At 63.6% G+C, this 17,018-nt stretch carries 14 protein-coding genes and 1 pseudogene; 11 read left to right on the plus strand and 4 right to left on the minus strand.

Translation table 11 applies throughout. The features are described 5' to 3' along the window. Window positions 1–77 precede the first annotated feature (77 nt). Window positions 78–1,010, minus strand: coding sequence for a serine O-acetyltransferase EpsC (gene epsC, locus KHO53_RS09295; RefSeq protein ID WP_010221214.1), 933 nt, complete (start codon window positions 1,008–1,010; stop codon window positions 78–80). A gap of 193 nt (window positions 1,011–1,203) precedes the next feature. On the opposite strand from epsC, the gene KHO53_RS09300 reads away from it, so the two are divergent. The 10 genes from KHO53_RS09300 to KHO53_RS09345 all read left to right on the plus strand — a co-directional run bounded on the left by KHO53_RS09300 (window position 1,204) and on the right by KHO53_RS09345 (window position 11,234). Continuing rightward, on the plus strand, window positions 1,204–2,202 hold the full coding sequence (locus tag KHO53_RS09300) for a D-cysteine desulfhydrase (RefSeq protein ID WP_010221213.1): 999 nt from the start codon (window positions 1,204–1,206) through the stop codon (window positions 2,200–2,202). Between the two features lie 105 nt (window positions 2,203–2,307). After that, the gene (gene tcyJ / locus KHO53_RS09305) at window positions 2,308–3,108 is read left to right on the plus strand and encodes a cystine ABC transporter substrate-binding protein (RefSeq protein WP_036994921.1); all 801 of its coding nucleotides are present in this window, start codon (window positions 2,308–2,310) and stop codon (window positions 3,106–3,108) included. Next, complete coding sequence (tcyL, locus tag KHO53_RS09310) at window positions 3,108–3,773, plus strand: cystine ABC transporter permease (RefSeq protein ID WP_010221211.1); 666 nt, start codon at window positions 3,108–3,110, stop codon at window positions 3,771–3,773. Before tcyJ ends, tcyL begins: the two co-directional genes overlap by 1 nt. 3 nt (window positions 3,774–3,776) lie before the next feature. After that, window positions 3,777–4,538 (plus strand): L-cystine ABC transporter ATP-binding protein TcyN, encoded by a 762-nt coding sequence (gene tcyN, locus KHO53_RS09315; protein ID WP_010221210.1) that lies wholly within the window; start codon window positions 3,777–3,779, stop codon window positions 4,536–4,538. 276 nt (window positions 4,539–4,814) lie between these two features. Further along, window positions 4,815–6,056 carry an SfnB family sulfur acquisition oxidoreductase gene (locus KHO53_RS09320; RefSeq protein WP_010221209.1) on the plus strand — a complete coding sequence of 414 codons (1,242 nt, stop codon included), beginning with the start codon at window positions 4,815–4,817 and terminating at the stop codon, window positions 6,054–6,056. Window positions 6,057–6,078: 22 nt separating this feature from the next. Next, the gene (locus tag KHO53_RS09325) at window positions 6,079–7,284 is read left to right on the plus strand and encodes an SfnB family sulfur acquisition oxidoreductase (protein ID WP_213570234.1); all 1,206 of its coding nucleotides are present in this window, start codon (window positions 6,079–6,081) and stop codon (window positions 7,282–7,284) included. Beyond that, window positions 7,284–8,675 (plus strand): LLM class flavin-dependent oxidoreductase, encoded by a 1,392-nt coding sequence (locus tag KHO53_RS09330; protein ID WP_213570235.1) that lies wholly within the window; start codon window positions 7,284–7,286, stop codon window positions 8,673–8,675. Before KHO53_RS09325 ends, KHO53_RS09330 begins: the two co-directional genes overlap by 1 nt. Next, on the plus strand, window positions 8,668–9,471 hold the full coding sequence (locus KHO53_RS09335) for a MetQ/NlpA family ABC transporter substrate-binding protein (RefSeq protein WP_213570236.1): 804 nt from the start codon (window positions 8,668–8,670) through the stop codon (window positions 9,469–9,471). Before KHO53_RS09330 ends, KHO53_RS09335 begins: the two co-directional genes overlap by 8 nt. Window position 9,472: 1 nt before the next feature. Beyond that, window positions 9,473–10,600, plus strand: coding sequence for a methionine ABC transporter ATP-binding protein (locus KHO53_RS09340; RefSeq protein ID WP_213570237.1), 1,128 nt, complete (start codon window positions 9,473–9,475; stop codon window positions 10,598–10,600). Next, window positions 10,590–11,234 (plus strand): methionine ABC transporter permease, encoded by a 645-nt coding sequence (locus KHO53_RS09345; RefSeq protein WP_036994912.1) that lies wholly within the window; start codon window positions 10,590–10,592, stop codon window positions 11,232–11,234. Before KHO53_RS09340 ends, KHO53_RS09345 begins: the two co-directional genes overlap by 11 nt. Window positions 11,235–11,314: 80 nt before the next feature. Here KHO53_RS09345 and KHO53_RS09350 read toward each other — a convergent pair whose 3' ends face one another. The 3 genes from KHO53_RS09350 to KHO53_RS09360 are packed head-to-tail and all read right to left on the minus strand — an operon-like array spanning window position 11,315 to window position 16,532. Beyond that, window positions 11,315–14,362, minus strand: a complete 3,048-nt coding sequence (locus tag KHO53_RS09350; RefSeq protein ID WP_213570238.1) for an efflux RND transporter permease subunit — start codon at window positions 14,360–14,362, stop codon at window positions 11,315–11,317. Further along, window positions 14,359–15,444, minus strand: a complete 1,086-nt coding sequence (locus KHO53_RS09355; RefSeq protein ID WP_213570239.1) for an efflux RND transporter periplasmic adaptor subunit — start codon at window positions 15,442–15,444, stop codon at window positions 14,359–14,361. The genes KHO53_RS09350 and KHO53_RS09355 overlap by 4 nt, the downstream gene beginning before the upstream one ends. Further along, window positions 15,441–16,532 carry an efflux RND transporter periplasmic adaptor subunit gene (locus tag KHO53_RS09360; RefSeq protein WP_213570240.1) on the minus strand — a complete coding sequence of 364 codons (1,092 nt, stop codon included), beginning with the start codon at window positions 16,530–16,532 and terminating at the stop codon, window positions 15,441–15,443. The genes KHO53_RS09355 and KHO53_RS09360 overlap by 4 nt, the downstream gene beginning before the upstream one ends. 189 nt (window positions 16,533–16,721) lie before the next feature. Here KHO53_RS09360 and KHO53_RS09365 point away from each other — a divergent pair. Beyond that, a pseudogene (locus KHO53_RS09365) lies at window positions 16,722–16,922 on the plus strand (ATP-binding protein); the annotation flags it as partial. Window positions 16,923–17,018 lie beyond the last annotated feature (96 nt).

Below are 17,018 nucleotides of genomic sequence, written 5' to 3' on the forward strand. Positions count from 1 at the left end.
ACTTGAACAAGCGTTCAAGTTAAACATGGATGGGGGTCGCGATGCGACCCGTTGCCGCAAGCCAAGCTTCGGGTCGCCTACTTCTGGGTCCCGTCATCATGCTGCAGATTGGCCTGGGTCAGGTTGCTGCCCGGGGCCACGCTGCGGGTCAGCCAGACGTTGCCGCCGATGGTCGAACCCTTGCCGATGGTGATGCGTCCCAGAATAGTCGCACCGGCATAAATCACCACGTCGTCCTCGACAATCGGGTGGCGCGGATGGCCTTTCTGCAACTGCCCGTCCTCATCCGCCGGGAAGCGCTTGGCGCCCAGGGTGACGGCCTGATAGATGCGTACCCGCTCGCCGATGATCGCCGTTTCGCCGATCACCACACCGGTGCCGTGGTCGATGAAGAAGCTCGGACCGATCTGCGCGCCGGGGTGAATGTCAATGCCGGTGGCCGAATGGGCCAGCTCCGAACTGATCCGTGCCAGCAACGGCAGGCCGGCGCGGTACAGGTGATGGGCCAGGCGGTGGTGAATCACCGCAAGGATGCCCGGGTAGCACAGCAGCACTTCATCAACGCTGCGCGCCGCCGGGTCACCATGGAAGGCCGCCAGCACATCGGTATCGAGGATGCTGCGCAGGCCCGGCAAGGCGGCGGCAAAATCCTGGATCAGGCGCAGCGCCTTGGCATCGATTTCAGCCGTGGCCTGTTTGCCCTGGCGCGCCACGTAGCGCAGTTCCAGGCGCGCCTGGGCGAGCAAGGCGGTCAGCGCGGCATCGAGGGTATGGCCAACATAGAAGTCTTCGCTTTCTTCACGCAGGTCGACCGGGCCCAGGCGCATGGGGAACAACGCGCCACACAGCTGTTCGAGAATATGCCGCATGGCTTCGCGTGACGGCAGCTCGCGGCCGCCCTGTTCGCCGCTGCTGCGACCGTTACTGCTACGCCACTGGTCGCGGGCGGCACGCAGCTGGCCGACGATGGTTTGCAGCTGCCAATGCCCTGTTTGCGCGTTGTCGCTCACGGTTACCTCTCCTGCTGCAGCGGCGGTCGGTGGATGGTAGTGCCGCCGCAATTGCTGATTACTCTACGGCAAATTCCCATGGCGGAAAAAATAACGCTTTATTCCAGAAAGCAATAAAGGCGGCATAAGCCGGGGAGTTGCCCGCGTGCCCCGGGCTGCCTATAGTCGAATTTTCCCTAGCCGACGTGACCCCATGATCGACCGACAGCTCGCCCGCTTCAATCGTCTGGACCTGCTTGGCGCCCCCACCGCGCTGGAAAAACTGCATCGGCTCTCGGCCTGGGCCGGCCGTGATATCTACGTCAAACGTGACGACTGCACGCCGTTGGCGCTAGGCGGCAACAAAGTACGCAAGCTCGAATACCTGGCCGCCGATGCCTTGGCCAAGGGCGCCGACACCCTGGTGACCGCCGGTGCGATCCAGTCCAACCATGTGCGCCAGACTGCGGCGCTGGCCGCGCAACTGGGCCTTGCCTGCGTGGCCCTGCTGGAAAACCCCATCGGCACTGACTCACCCAACTACCAGCACAACGGCAACCGCCTGTTGCTGGAGCTGTTCGATGCCAAGGTCGAGTTGGTCGACAACCTCGACAATGCCGATGAGCAGCTGCAAGCCCTGGCCGTGCGCCTGCACGCCAGCGGCCGCAAACCCTACATCGTGCCGATTGGCGGCTCCAACGCACTCGGTGCCTTGGGTTATGTGCGTGCCGGCCTTGAACTGGCGAAGCAGATCGAACATTGCGGTGAACAGTTCGCCGGGGTGGTGCTGGCCTCCGGCAGCGCCGGTACCCACAGCGGCCTGGCCATCGCCCTGGCGGAAAAACTGCCGAACCTGCCAGTGATCGGCGTGACCGTGTCGCGCAGCGACGAGGACCAGCGGCCGAAAGTCCAGGGCCTGGCCGAACGTACCGCCGAGCTGCTGGGCGTGCGCTTGCCAGCGACCTTCAAGATCGAACTGTGGGATGAGTACTTCGCCCCGCGCTATGGCGAGCCGAACGCCGGCACCCTCGCCGCCATCCGCCTGCTGGCCAGCCAGGAAGGCTTGCTGCTCGACCCGGTGTATACCGGCAAGGCCATGGCCGGGCTGATCGATGGCATTGCCCGCCAGCGATTCGATGACGGCCCGCTGATTTTTCTGCATACCGGTGGGGCACCGGCATTATTCGCCTACCCTGAGGTCTGGAACGGATAACTTTTTATTTGAAAATAATATAAGAACATGAACTTATATTATTTTTAAGACTAAAAGCGTCACCCTATAGTCAGCGCCACACTCACAACAACACTGGGGCTAACCATGAAAATTTCCGCTTTCGGTAAACAGGCAGTCGCCGCCGGCCTGGGCCTGCTGCTCGGGGCCAGTATGCTCAGCCAAGCTGTGGCTGGTGAACAACTGCAGCAGATCAAGGACAAGGGCGTGATCAACGTCGGCCTTGAAGGCACCTATCCACCGTTCAGCTTCGTCGATGCCGACGGCAAGCTGACCGGCTTCGAAGTGGAACTCTCCGAGGCCCTGGCCAAGGAGCTGGGGGTCAAGGTCAAGCTGCAACCGACCAAGTGGGACGGCATCCTCGCCGCCCTGGAGTCCAAGCGCCTGGACGCGGTGGTCAACCAGGTGACCATCTCTGAAGAGCGCAAGAAGAAATACGACTTCTCCAAGCCCTATACCGTTTCCGGGATTCAGGCGCTGGTGCTGACCAAGAAGAAGGATGAGCTCAATATCAAGTCCGCTGCCGACCTGGGCGGCAAGAAGGTCGGGGTAGGCCTGGGCACCAACTACGAAGAGTGGGTCAAAGCCAATGTACCGACCGCTGACGTACGCACATACGAAGACGATCCGACCAAGTTCCAAGACCTGCGTGTCGGCCGTATCGACGCCATCCTGATCGACCGCCTGGCCGCTCTGGAATACGCCAAGAAAGCCAAGGACACTGCCGCCGCCGGTGACGCGTTCTCGCGTCAGGAAGCCGGTATTGCCCTGCGCAAGGGCGAGCCTGAACTGCTGGAAGCCGTGAACAAGGCGATCGACAAGCTGCGCGCCGACGGCACGCTGAAAAAGCTTTCGGAAAAGTACTTCAACGCTGACGTCACTCAATAATGGAAGAAGCTTTCCAACTCGCCATAGAGTCCGCGCCCTTCCTGCTCAGGGGCGCGTACTACACGGTAATCCTCAGCCTGGGCGGGATGTTCTTTGGCCTGCTGCTGGGTTTCTGCCTGGCGCTGATGCGCCTGTCGGCGCTCAGGCCGCTGAGCTGGACAGCGCGGGTCTATGTCTCGTTCTTTCGCGGCACGCCGTTGCTGGTGCAACTGTTCGTGATCTACTACGGCCTGCCGCAGCTGGGCATCGAACTGGACCCGCTGCCGGCGGCGCTGATCGGCTTCTCGCTGAACATGGCCGCCTACGCCTGTGAAATCCTGCGTGCCGCGATCAGTTCCATCGACCGCGGCCAGTGGGAGGCCGCCGCCAGCATCGGCATGACCCGTGGCCAGGCCATGCGCCGGGCGATCCTGCCGCAGGCGGCACGCACGGCCTTGCCGCCACTGGGCAACAGCTTCATCTCGCTGGTCAAGGACACCGCCCTGGCTGCCACCATCCAGGTGCCGGAGCTGTTCCGCCAGGCGCAGCTGATTACCGCGCGCACCTTCGAAATCTTCACCATGTACCTTGCCGCCGCACTGATCTACTGGGTGCTGGCCAGCGTTCTCGCACACCTGCAGAACCGCCTGGAAGCGCGGGTCAACCGACACGACCAGGAGTCCTGAGGCATGATCGAGGTACAACGCCTGAGCAAGCAGTTCAACGGCCAGACCGTGCTCGATGACATCAGCCTGACGGTCGAGGCCGGCGAAGTGATCGCCATCATCGGCCCCAGCGGTTCCGGCAAGACCACCTTCCTGCGTTGCCTGAACCTGCTGGAAACCCCCAGCAGCGGGCGCATCAAGGTCGGCAACGTGGAGATCGACGCCAACCGCCCGCTCGGCCAGCAGAGCGGGCTGATCCGCCGCTTGCGCCAGGAGGTCGGGTTCGTCTTTCAGAACTTCAACCTGTTCCCCCATCGCACGGCGCTGGAAAACGTCATCGAAGGCCCGCTGGTGGTCAAGAAGACACCGCGCGAACAGGCCGTGGCCCTGGGCATGACGCTGCTGGCCAAGGTTGGCCTGGCCGGCAAGGAGGCCTCCTACCCACGCAAGCTGTCCGGTGGTCAGCAACAGCGGGTAGCGATAGCCCGGGCTCTGGCGATGGAGCCGGAGGTGATCCTCTTCGACGAACCGACTTCGGCACTCGACCCGGAACTGGTCGGCGAAGTGCTGGCGACCATCCGCAGCCTGGCCGAAGAAAAACGCACCATGATCATCGTCACCCACGAGATGAGTTTTGCCCGCGATGTAGCCAACCGGGTGATCTTCTTCGACAAGGGCGTGATCGTCGAACAGGGCGAAGCCAAGGCACTGTTTGCCCATCCCAAGGAGCAACGCACCCGTCAGTTCCTGAGTAAATTTCTCGGTACCCAGAACACCGGCTACTGAGTTTTTCCCTGCCCTCCCCGCCTCGCTGACAGCGCCTGCCCTGCCCCGGCAGGCGTTCATCCAGCGACCGCCAAGTACTTCTATATTTATTCCTAAAAGTTAGTTTATTTAATTTTTATACGCTATTAGGGTATATGAACCGGACCACCGGACCAGCGCAATTTTGTCGCCGCACCCCGCGCCGACGTTTTCAATTCGTGAGGTAGGTATGGTCAGGAACACAATCACCCCAGTGCGTAACGCCAGGGCATTGAGTGCAGCCAAGGAGCGGTACTGATGTCCAATCTGGCAGAAACCACAGTCCACAGCGACCTGGACAGCGCCCCGCTGCTGTTGCCGGCCAAGGTGCTGAGCAACGACGAGCAAGCCCTGCAGGCAGCCCATGCGCTGGCCGAGGTAGCCCGCACCCAGGCGGCCAAACGCGACCAGCAACGCAAGCTGCCCTGGGCAGAAATCGAACAGTTCACCCGCAGCGGCCTGGGCAGCATCAGCATCCCGCGGGCCTTTGGTGGCGCGCAGGTGTCGTTTGTCACCATCGCCGAAGTATTTCGCATCATCAGCGCCGCCGACCCGGCGCTGGGGCAGATCCCGCAGAACCAGTTCGGCATCCTGCAACTGCTCAAAGGCACCGCCTCTGAGCGGCAAAAAGAATTGCTGTTCAAATCGGTGCTCGACGGCTGGCGCATCGGCAATGCCGGGCCGGAGCGCGGTACCAAGCACACCCTGGACCTCAAGGCGCGGATCACCCGCGAGGGCGATCACTATGTGCTCAGCGGCCAGAAGTTCTATTCCACCGGCGCCCTGTTTGCCCACTGGGTGGCGGTCAAGGCACTGAACGACGACGGTCGCCAGGTCATGGCCTTCGTCCGCCGTGGCACCCCGGGCTTGCGCATCGTCGATGACTGGTCCGGTTTCGGCCAGCGCACCACCGCCAGCGGCACCGTGCTGCTGGACAAGGTGCAGGTCGATGCAGAGCTGGTGATCGACACCTGGAAGCAAGGCGAAGTCGCGAACATTCAGGGCGCCGCTTCGCAACTGATCCAGGCGGCCATCGATGCCGGTATCGCTGAAGCGGCAATTGCCGACACCATCGTTTTTGTCCGCGAAAAAGCCCGGCCGTGGATCGACGCCAAGGTCGAGCGCGCCAGTGACGATCTCTACGTGATCGCCGATGTCGGTCGCCTGCAGCTTGAGCTGCATGCTGCCCAGGCGCTGCTGAGCAAAGCCGCGCGAGTGCTCGACGAAGTCAACGCCGCGCCGGTCGACGCCGCCGCTGCCGCCCGCGCCTCGATCGCCGTGGCCGAAGCCAAGGTGCTGACCACCGAGATCGCCCTGCAGGCCAGCGAGAAGCTCTTCGAACTCTCCGGCAGCCGCGCCACCCTGGCCGAGTTCAACCTCGACCGGCATTGGCGCAATGCCCGCGTGCACACCCTGCACGACCCGGTGCGCTGGAAATACCACGCCGTCGGCGCCTATCACCTCAACGGTACCTTGCCTGCCCGGCACTCCTGGATTTGACCAGACCACTGGAGCCCTGTTTATGAGCCTTTTGCCGCAACCGCACGCTAACGTCGCGGTCATCCACGCTGACGCCCAGGCCTTGCAAATCGCCGAGGAAATCGCCGTCCAACTGCGTCGCGACAGCGCCTTGCGCGACCGTGAACGGCGCCTGCCGCAGCCTGAACTCGAGCTGTTCTCCCACTCCGGCCTGTGGGGCATCAGCGTGCCCAAGGCCTTTGGTGGCGCCGGCGTGTCCAACGTCACCCTGGCCAAGGTCATCGCCCGCATTGCCCAGGCCGACGCTTCGCTGGGGCAGATCCCGCAAAACCATTTCTATGCGCTGGAAGTGCTGCGGGTCAACGGCAGCCCGGCGCAACAGCAACGCCTGTACGCCGAAGTACTGGCCGGCAAGCGCTTCGGCAATGCCCTGGCGGAACTGGGCACCAAGACCGCCCACGACCGCACCACCGCCCTCACCCGCGAGGGCGACGCCTACCGCATCAATGGCCGCAAGTTCTACGCCACGGGCGCGATCTATGCCCAGCGCATTCCTACCTCGGTGGTCGATGAAGACGGCGTCCAGCGCCTGGCCTTCGTACCGGCTGACAGCAGCGGGCTGAAAGTCATCGACGACTGGAGCGGCTTCGGCCAGCGCACCACCGGCAGCGGTTCGGTGGTGTTCGACAACGTGCCGGTTGCCGCTGACGACGTGCTGCCGTTCCAGAGCGCCTTCGAGCGCCCGACCACGGTCGGCCCGTTGGCGCAGATCCTCCACGCGGCCATCGACACCGGCATCGCCCGCGCCGCCTATGAAGATGCCCTGCACTTCGTGCGCACCCGCAGCCGGCCCTGGGTCGACGCCGGGGTCGATCAGGCCAGCGCAGACCCGCTGACCCTGAAGTCCTTCGGCCACCTGGCGATTCGCTCGCACGCCAGCGAAGCCCTGCTCGAACGCGCCGGTGAATACCTCGACCGCGCCCAGGCCGAGCCGAATGCCGAAACCGTCGCCGCCGCCTCGATCGCCGTGGCCGAAGCGCGGGCGATCAGCACCGAGATATCCCTGGCCGCCGGCACCACCCTGTTCGAGCTGTCTGGCAGCCAGGCGACCCTGGCCGAGCATGGCCTAGACCGGCACTGGCGCAACGCCCGGGTGCACACCCTGCATGACCCGGTGCGCTGGAAGTACCACGCCATCGGCAATTACTACCTCAACGATGAAAATCCACCGTTGCGGGGCACCATCTGATGGCCAAGAAGAAGATCCTGCTCAACGCCTTCAACATGAACTGTGTCGGGCATATCAACCACGGCCTGTGGACCCATCCACGGGACAACTCGAGCCAGTACAAGACCCTCGAATACTGGACCGAGCTGGCCCGGCTACTGGAGCGCGGGTTGTTCGACGGCTTGTTCATCGCCGATATCGTCGGCGTCTATGACGTCTACCAGCAGTCTGTCGATGTAGCGCTGAAAGAGTCGATTCAGTTGCCGGTCAACGACCCGCTGCTGCTGGTTTCGGCCATGGCCGCCGTCACCCGCAACCTCGGCTTCGGCCTGACCGCCAACCTGACCTACGAGCCGCCCTACCTGTTCGCCCGGCGCCTTTCCACCCTCGATCACCTGAGCCGTGGCCGGGTGGGCTGGAACATCGTCACCGGCTACCTGGACAGCGCAGCCAAGGCCATGGGCCTGGACCAGCAGCCCGAGCACGACCGTCGCTATGACCAGGCCGACGAGTACCTGCAGGTGCTGTACAAGCTCTGGGAAGGCAGTTGGGAAGACGGCGCGGTGCTCAACGACCGCCAGCAGCGGGTCTATGCCCAGCCGGACAAGGTGCACAAAATCAACCACCAGGGCGAGTTCTACCGGGTCGAGGGTTATCACCTGTGCGAGCCATCGCCACAGCGCACCCCGGTATTGTTCCAGGCCGGCAGCTCCGAGCGCGGCTTGAGCTTTGCCGGCAGCCACGCCGAGTGCGTGTTTATCAGCGGCCAGAACAAGGCCGCCACCCGCGCCCAGGTCGACAAGGTGCGCGCTGCCGCCGTGGCGGCGGGGCGTGACCCGCAGGCGATCAAGGTGTTCATGGGCCTGACGGTGATCGTCGCCCGCACTGAAGAGCAGGCCAAAGCCAAGCACGCCGAGTACCTGCGCTATGCCAGCGCCGAGGCCGGTGTTGCGCACTTTGCCAGCTCCACCGGTATCGACTTCTCCGAGTACGAACTGGACGAGCCGATCCAGTACGTGAAAAGCAACGCTATCCAGTCCGCTACCAAGCACCTGCAGAACAACGACTGGACCCGGCGCAAGCTGCTCGAACAACACGCCCTCGGCGGGCGCTACATCACCCTGATCGGCTCGCCGACCCAGGTTGCCGACGCGCTGGAAAGCTGGATCGCCGAAACCGGCCTGGACGGTTTCAACCTGGCACGCACGGTAACCCCGGAAAGCTATGTTGATTTCATCGACCTGGTGATCCCCGAGCTGCAACGCCGCGGCTCGTACAAGACCGCCTACGAACAGGGCAGCCTGCGCGAGAAACTCTTCGCCAGCGACCAGCCTCACCTGCCGGCAGACCATCCTGGCGCCAGCTCCCGCCACACCCCTACGACCCCGACGGGAGCGCTACAGCATGCTTAAGACCTTTATTGGCCGCCCGGTCGCAGCCCTGGCCCTGACCTTGGGTCTGTTCGGCGCCGCTCAGGCCGCCGATGCCTTGAAAGTCGGCACCACCGCGGCCTTCTCCATCCCCCTCGAAGCGGCCGTCAGCGAAGCGAAGAAACAGGGCCTGGACGTCGAGCTGATCGAGTTCAGCGACTGGATCGCGCCAAACGTCAGCCTGGCGGCCGGTGACATCGACGTGAACTACTTCCAGCACATCCCGTTCCTGGAAAACGCCAAGGCCGCCGCCGGTTTCGACCTGGTGCCCTTCGCCCCGGGGATCATCAACAATGTCGGCCTGTACTCGAAAAAGTACAAAAGCTTCGCTGAGCTGCCCGTGGGCGCCAGCGTTGCCATTGCCAACGACCCGATCAACAGCGGCCGCGGTTTGCAGCTGCTGGCCAAGGCCGGTTTGATCTCCCTCAAGCCTGGCGTCGGTTACAAGGCCACCGAGGAAGACATCGTCGCCAACCCGAAAAAACTGAAGATTCTCCAGGTCGAAGCGGTACAACTGGTGCGCGCCTACGATGACGCCGACCTGGTCCAGGGCTACCCGGCCTACATCCGCCTGGCGAAGACTTTCGACGCCACCTCGGCGCTGCTGTTCGACGGCCTTGACCATAAGGAATACGTGATCCAGTTCGTCATCCGCCCGCAGAGCAAGGACGACCCGCGCCTGGCCAAGTTCATCGACATCTACCAGCACTCGCCGGTGGTGCGTGCCGCCCTCGATCAGGCCCACGGCAAGCTCTACCAAGCTGGCTGGGAGAGCTGAGATGAGCGCCGTCAGCGCCCGCGTGGCGCAGGAGCAACAGCCGTTCGCGCCCCTGCAGCAGGCTCAGCAACGGGCTTTGCACCCGGAGCTGGGTAACGCCCATGTGCGTTTCATCGGCCTGGGCAAGACCTACCCCGGCCAGCAAACCCCGGCGCTGGACGGTATCGACCTGAATATCCAGCACGGTGAGATCTTCGGCATCATCGGCCGTAGCGGTGCCGGCAAGTCGTCGCTGATCCGTACCATCAACCGCCTGGAGCACCCGAGCCATGGCCGGGTGCTGATCGACCAGGTGGACATCGGCGAGTACGACGAAGACCGCTTGGTGCGCCTGCGTCGACGCATCGGCATGATCTTCCAGCACTTCAACCTGATGTCGGCCAAGACCGTCTGGCAAAACGTCGAGTTGCCGCTCAAGGTTGCTGGTGTGCCCAAGGCCCAGCGCCAGCGCAAGGTCGCCGAGTTGCTGGAGCTGGTCGGGCTGCAGGACAAACACCAGGTTTACCCGGCGCAGTTGTCGGGCGGGCAGAAGCAGCGCGTCGGCATTGCCCGGGCACTGGTGCATGACCCGCAGATTCTGCTGTGCGACGAAGCCACCTCGGCGCTCGACCCGGAAACCACCGAATCGATCCTCGGCCTGTTGCGCGACATCAACCGGCGCCTGGGCCTGACCATCGTGCTGATCACCCACGAGATGGCAGTGATCCGCGATATCTGCCACCGGGTGGTAGTGCTCGAGCGCGGGCGCATCGTTGAGCAGGGCGCGGTCTGGCAAGTGTTTGGCGACCCGCAGCATGAAGTCAGCAAGACCTTGCTGGCACCGTTGCAACCTGCCCTGCCGGCGGCCCTGCAAGCACGCTTGCAGGTACAACCGCCTGGCCCGGAGGCTGCACTGGTGTTGAGTGTGCGGGTCAGCGGCAAGGACCGGCAGGCGCCGGAGCTTTCTGCGTTGTTCAACTTGTTGGGCGGCCGGGTCAGCCTGTTGCAAGGTGGCATCGAACCGATCCAGGGCCGTGCTCTGGGGCAACTTGTGGTGTCGGTGGCCGACTCGCCGCACAGCCACGCGCACGTGATTGAGCGCGCCCGGCAATGGGCTGCACAGGTGGAGGTACTGGGTTATGTGGTTTGATCGCTTGCTCCAGGGTGTGCTCGACACCCTGCTGATGGTTGGCGTCTCGTCGCTGATTGCCCTGCTCGCCGGTGTACCGCTGGCGGTGATCCTGGTCACCAGCGGCAAGGGCGGGATCTTCGAAGCGCCCACCCTGAACCGGGTGCTCGGCGCCTTCGTCAACCTGTTCCGTTCGATTCCGTTCCTGATTCTGATGGTGGCGCTGATCCCCTTCACCCGTTTGATCGTCGGCACCACCTATGGTGTCTGGGCGGCGGTAGTGCCGCTGACCATTGCCGCCACGCCGTTCTTTGCGCGCATCGCCGAAGTCAGCCTGCGCGAGGTCGACCATGGCCTGATCGAAGCGGCCCAGGCCATGGGTTGCCGGCGCTGGCACATCGTCTGGCATGTGCTGCTGCCAGAAGCCCTGCCGGGTATTGTCGGCGGCTTTACCATCACTTTGGTGACCATGATCAACTCCTCGGCCATGGCTGGCGCCATTGGTGCCGGGGGCCTGGGCGACATTGCCTACCGCTATGGCTACCAGCGCTTCGACAGCCAGATCATGCTGACGGTGATCGTCATGCTGGTAGTGTTGGTGGCGCTGATTCAGCTGGGCGGGGATCGGTTGGCGAAGGGCTTGAACAAACGCTGAATTCATCGCTGGCAAGCCAGCTCCCACAGGGTCTGCATGCACCGGACCCTGTGGGAGCTGGCTTGCCAGCGATGGCGTAGTCAATGGTGCTGCGGCTCGCGGATCTTGTACCAGGCCACATACAGTGCCGGCAGAAACAGCAGGGTCAGCAAGGTGGCGACGATGATCCCGCCAATCATTGCGTAGGCCATCGGCCCCCAGAACACTTCGCGGGCGATCGGGATCATGCCCAGGCTCGCCGCTGCCGCCGTCAGCAGGATCGGCCGGCGCCTGTGGTTGGTCGCCTCCAGCACCGCGTCCCAGGGTGAATAGCCCTGGGCTTCGTATTCATCGATCTGAGTCACCAGGATCACCGAGTTGCGGATGATGATGCCGATCAGCGCGAGGATCCCCAGAATCGCCACAAAGCCCATCGGCGTGCCGGTCGGCACCAGCGCCAGGACCACGCCGATCAGCCCCAGCGGCGCCACGCTGGCGACCAGGAACAGCTTCTGCACACTGTGCAACTGGATCATCAGGAAGGTGCCCATCATGAACAGCATCAGCGGCACCACCTTGGCGATCGGCCCCTGGGCCTTGCCGCTTTCTTCCACGGTGCCGCCGGTGGCCACACCGTAACCCACTGGCAGCTTGCTGGCGAAGTCGTCGATCTGCGGCTTGAGCTCGGCCACCAGGTCGGTGGGCTGGATGTCGCCGCGTACCGAAGCCTTGATGGTGATGGTCGGCTTGCGGTCACGGCGCCATACCAGCGGCTGCTCCAGCTCGTAGCGCACGGTGGCGAAGGCCAGCAGCGGGATCGAGGTGCCGTTGGGGGTGACGATCTGCAGGTTCTGCAGGGTCTGCGGCGTGCCACGCTCGCTGTCTTCGGCGCGGGCGATGACGTCGATCAGGTAGATGTTGTCGTTGACCTCGGTCACCGGCGCGCCGCTGACGATGCTGTTCATCACATTGGCCACGTCTTCGGACGACAACCCGAGCTGGCGCGCCTTGTCCTGGGCGATCTCGACCCGCAGCACCTTGCCCGGCTCATTCCAGTCGTAAATCATCTCGCCAATGTGTTCGTTGCTGTCGAGCAGCGAGGCCAGGGCAATGGCATGTTTGCGCACCTGGTCGATGTCCTTGCCGCTGACCCGGTACTGGATCGGCCGCCCTACCGGCGGGCCCATTTCCAGGGACTGAACGTTGCTGCCGATGCCGACGAAGTCTTCGCGCAGGCGCTTCTGCAGACGCGCCATCAATACCTCGCGCGACGCCAGGCCCTTGCTGACGATCACCAGTTGGGCGTAGTACGGGTTCTGCAGTTGCTGGTCCAGGGGCAGGTAGAAGCGGATCGCACCCTGGCCGATGTAGGTGCTCCAGCGCACGATGTCCGGGTCGCCCTTGAGCGTCGCTTCGAGGCGGTCCACCGCCTTGCGGGTTTCCTCGATCGAGGCGTTCTGCGGCAGGTTGAGGTCGACGAGGATTTCCGGACGGTCCGAGGACGGGAAGAACTGGTTCTGCACGAAACGCATGCAGAACACCGCCAGCACGAACAGCAACACGGTGCCGATGATGGTCAGCCAGCGATGACGCATGCACCAGAGCAGGCTGTTGCCGAAAGCCTTGCCGATGCGCCCCGGCTCTTCGTCGTGCGGTTTGATCTTGGTGCTGAGAATATGCACGCCGAGCACCGGGGCAAACAGTACCGCCACCACCCACGACACCAGCAGCGCCGCGGCGATCACCGCAAACAGCGTGTAGGTGTACTCCCCCGCCGAGCTGGCGTTGAGCCCGATGGGCACGAAACCGGCCACCGTCACCAGGGTCCCGGTGAGCATCGGGAAGGCCGTCGAGGTGTAGGCAAAAGTCGCCGCCTGCTCCTTGCTCTCGCCCTTTTCCAGGCGCGTGACCATCACCTCGACGGTGATCATCGCATCGTCCACCAGCAAGCCCAGGGCAATGATCAGGGCGCCCAGGGAGATCCGCTGCATGGTGATGCCGCTGTACTCCATGAAGATGAACACCATGGCCAGCACCAGCGGAATCGAGCAGGCCACCACCAGACCGGCACGCACCCCAAGGCTGACGAAGCTCACCACCAGGACGATGACCACCGCCTCGAACAGCGCGCTGGTAAAGCCGCCAACCGCTTCCTCGACCACCACCGCCTGGTCCGACACGGTGTGCACGCCCACGCCCACCGGCAGCTCGGCGATCACACTGTCCATCTTCTTGTGCAGGTCGGCACCGAACGCCTGGATATTGCCGCCGGCCTTCATGCCGATGGCCAGGCCGATGGCGGTCTGGCCGTTGTAGCGAAACATCGAGGTCGGCGGGTCGACATAACCGCGCTGGATATCGGCGATGTCGGCCAGGCGGAAGAAACGATCGTTGATGCGCAGGTTGACCGTCTCCAGGTCTTTCTCGGAGGCGAACTGGCCGGTGGTGCGCACCGAGATGCGCTCGGGCCCGGCTTCAATCACCCCGGCCGGGGTCACCGCGTTCTGGCTCTGCAGCGCCTGCAAGACCTGGCGCTGGTCGATGCCGAAGGAGGCCAGCTTGCGCGTGGAGAAATTCAGGTACAGCACTTCGTCCTGAGTACCGATCATCTCGACCTTGCCCAGGTTGGGCACTTCGCGGACTTCGGCGCGCACCTGCTCGACGTAGTCACGCAACTGGCGCATGGTCAGGCCGTCGGCGGTAAAGGCATAGATCGAGCCGAACACGTCACCGAACTCGTCGTTGAAGCCCGGCCCCTGGATACCCTGGGGAAACTCGCCGCGGATGTCCTGGATCTTCTTGCGCACCTGGTACCAGATCTGCGGGATGTCCGCCGCCTTGGTGGTGTCACGCAGGTTGACGTACACCGTCGACTCGCCCGGGCGGGTATAGCTTTTCACGTAGTCGAGGGAGTCCAGCTCTTCGAGCTTCTTATCGATGCGGTCGGTGACCTGGTACAGGGTTTCATCCTGGGTCGCACCGGGCCAGCGGGTCTGGATGACCATGGTCTTGATGGTGAACGAAGGGTCTTCCTCACGCCCCAGGTTCATGTAGGAAAACACGCCCATCAGCAAGCCGACGAACATCAGGTACCAGACAAAGGATTGGTGCTTCAGCGCCCACTCCGACAGGTTGAAGCTTCCTTTCATTTCGGGTCTTCCTCGTCGACTATGACCTTCTGGCCCGGTTTGAGACTGTTCACGCCTGCCGTCACCACCCGCTCGCCAGCCTGCACACCAGAGGCCAGTACTACGCTGTTGGTGGTCCGCTCAAGCAGCTTTACCTCGCGAGTAGAAACAGTTTTCTGTTGTGGATCGACGATCCATACCCGGGTTTTGGCCTCGCTTTCCAGTAATGCCGATGCCGGTAGTTCGACGCGCGGCGACACCGCCGAAGTCAGGGTGACGCTGATTGCCGTGCCCAGGTGGAATGCCAGTGGCGTATCGGCCAGGGTCAGGCGCGCGCGCCGGGTACGGGTGGCGGCATCGGCCTGGGGCTCCAGCTCTCGCAAGGTGGCAGTGGTGCTGATGCTTGAGTCCAGTTGCGAGGCGGCCAGGAACTTCAGCTCGCCGGAGACCTGCTCGCCGGAGACCTGCTCGGCCAGGCTGGTGGGCAGGTCGATGACCGCTTCCTTGATGTCCGGGCGGGCCAGGGTCACCACTGCTTGCCCGGCGCTCACGGTTTGCCCGGCTTCGGCCTGCCAGTTGGTGACCACCGCGGCGTGATCGGCTTTCAGCTCGCTGTAGCCGAGCTGGTCGCGGGCCTGCTCGACTGCCGCACGCGCCTGTTCCAGGGACGCACCGGTGGTTTTCAGGTCGGTCTGGGCGATATCCAGCTGGGCCTGGGCGCCCACGCCGCGGTCGAACAGCTGCTGCTGGCGGCGGGCGTTGGCCTGGGCATTGATCCACTGTGCCTGCACTTTGGCCAGGTCGCCTTCGGCGGCGCGCAACTGGTTGCGCTGGTCGGTGGGGTCAAGGCTGGCGAGCACGTCGCCCGGTTTTACCGAACTGCCGACATCCACCCAGCGTCGGGCAATGCGCCCGCCCACGCGAAAACCCAGGGTGCTTTCGTAGCGGGCCTGAATGCTCCCGGCGAAGCGGCCAAGGTTTGCCTGGCTCTGCGGCTCGACCACCAGCGACAACACCGGTCGCACAGGTTCAGGCGCCTCGGCGGGTTTCCCGCAGCCGGCCAGCAGCAGGGCACTGCACAACGTCAGCGTCAGCCTGTTCATTGCGCCACCCCGCTGTCGGTCGTCGGCGCCACTTGTACCTGCATTCCCGGGTTAAGCAATTGACCACCGGCCACCACCACGGTCTCGCCGCCTTTAAGGCCCTCGCCGACCACCACCTTGCCGGTGAGGTAACGGATGACCTTGACCTTCTGCAGGCTGACTTTGTGACCCTCGCCGATCACCCACACGGCCGGGTCATGCAGGTCCTTGGTCAGCGCCGACCAGGGCAGTTCGATACTCGGCCTGCCCTGGGCATCGGCAGTGGCACTGACTGGCGAGCCCAGTTCCATGCCCGCAGGTACGTTTTTCAAGGCCACCTTGACCTGCACCGTACCGCTTTGCGCCGACACCGTCGGGGTGATTTCGCGCACATAACCCAGGGTCTGGATCTTCGGGTTGTCGACCAGGCGCACGGTAATCGCATGCTCGCTCGGCGGCGCCACCAGCAACGACTCATAGACATTGAACACCGCGTCACGATCGCCATCGCGGGCCAGGCTGAAAATCGGCACCGTGGCCTGGACCACCTGGCCGACTTCGGCCTGGCGCTCGGTGATCACCCCGTCCGCCTCAGCCACCAGCGCGGTATAGCTCAGCTGTTCACGGGCGTTGGCCAGTTGCGCCTGAGCGGCCTTGAGGGCGCTCTGGCTGCTGCGCAAGTCAGCTTCGGCAGAGTCGTACTCGCTTTGGCTGGTATAGCCTTTGGGCAACAGCTTCTGCTGGCGGACAAAGGCGGCGGCAGTCTGGGTCACGCGTGCCTGTTCGGCAAAGACTTCGGCCTTGGCCGAGTCGACGCTGGTCTGCAGGTCCTTGGGGTCAAGGCGGGCCAGGACCTGGTTGGCCTTGATGTGATCACCGACATCGACGCTGCGGGAAATGATCTTGCCGCCCACGCGAAACGAAAGGTCAGTCTGCACCCGCGCCTGGACATCACCGGTCAGGGTTACGGAAGCCGCGAAATCACTGGGTTCAACACGTTGTACACCGACTCTGGGCAGCTCGGCTTCAGCGGTTTTTTGCTCACCGCACCCCGTCAGCACCAACCACCCCCCCAGGCAGACGATCGATAAAGGACGCGACATCGTCATGCAGGCTCCTTGCACGTGCCAGATCTATTTAGGAATGCGAGTGTTAGCGTAGATCAGGGATCCCTTGATCGCTTGTCGGCGTACACAATTCGTTCAACACGCGGAATCGGCGATACTGCCCTCTTTGCCTGAATGGACGCTGCCATGCTGACCACCCTGGCTGTCGCCAACTACCGCTCGATCAATCACTTGCTGCCTGCGCTGGCGCGCTTGATCATCCGCGCGTCGGAGCAGTGTCAGGTGTGGGTGGTGTCACATGCACGGCGCCTGGTGGCGGCGCTGGAACAGGATGCGACCTGCAATTCGATCGTGCTGGAGAAGGTGCTGGGGCAGACCCGCGTTGCCGGTCAGGGGATGCTGGATGAGCCAGCCTGGCATTGGCCGGAGTAAAAACCCGAAGGCCCCATCGCTGGCAAGCCAGCTCCCACAGGGGCTGCTGTACACAGAACCTGTGGGAGCCGGCTTGCCGGCGATGAGGCCCGTCAG

Source organism: Pseudomonas sp. RC2C2, assembly GCF_018390435.1.
Lineage (GTDB): Bacteria > Pseudomonadota > Gammaproteobacteria > Pseudomonadales > Pseudomonadaceae > Aquipseudomonas > Aquipseudomonas donghuensis.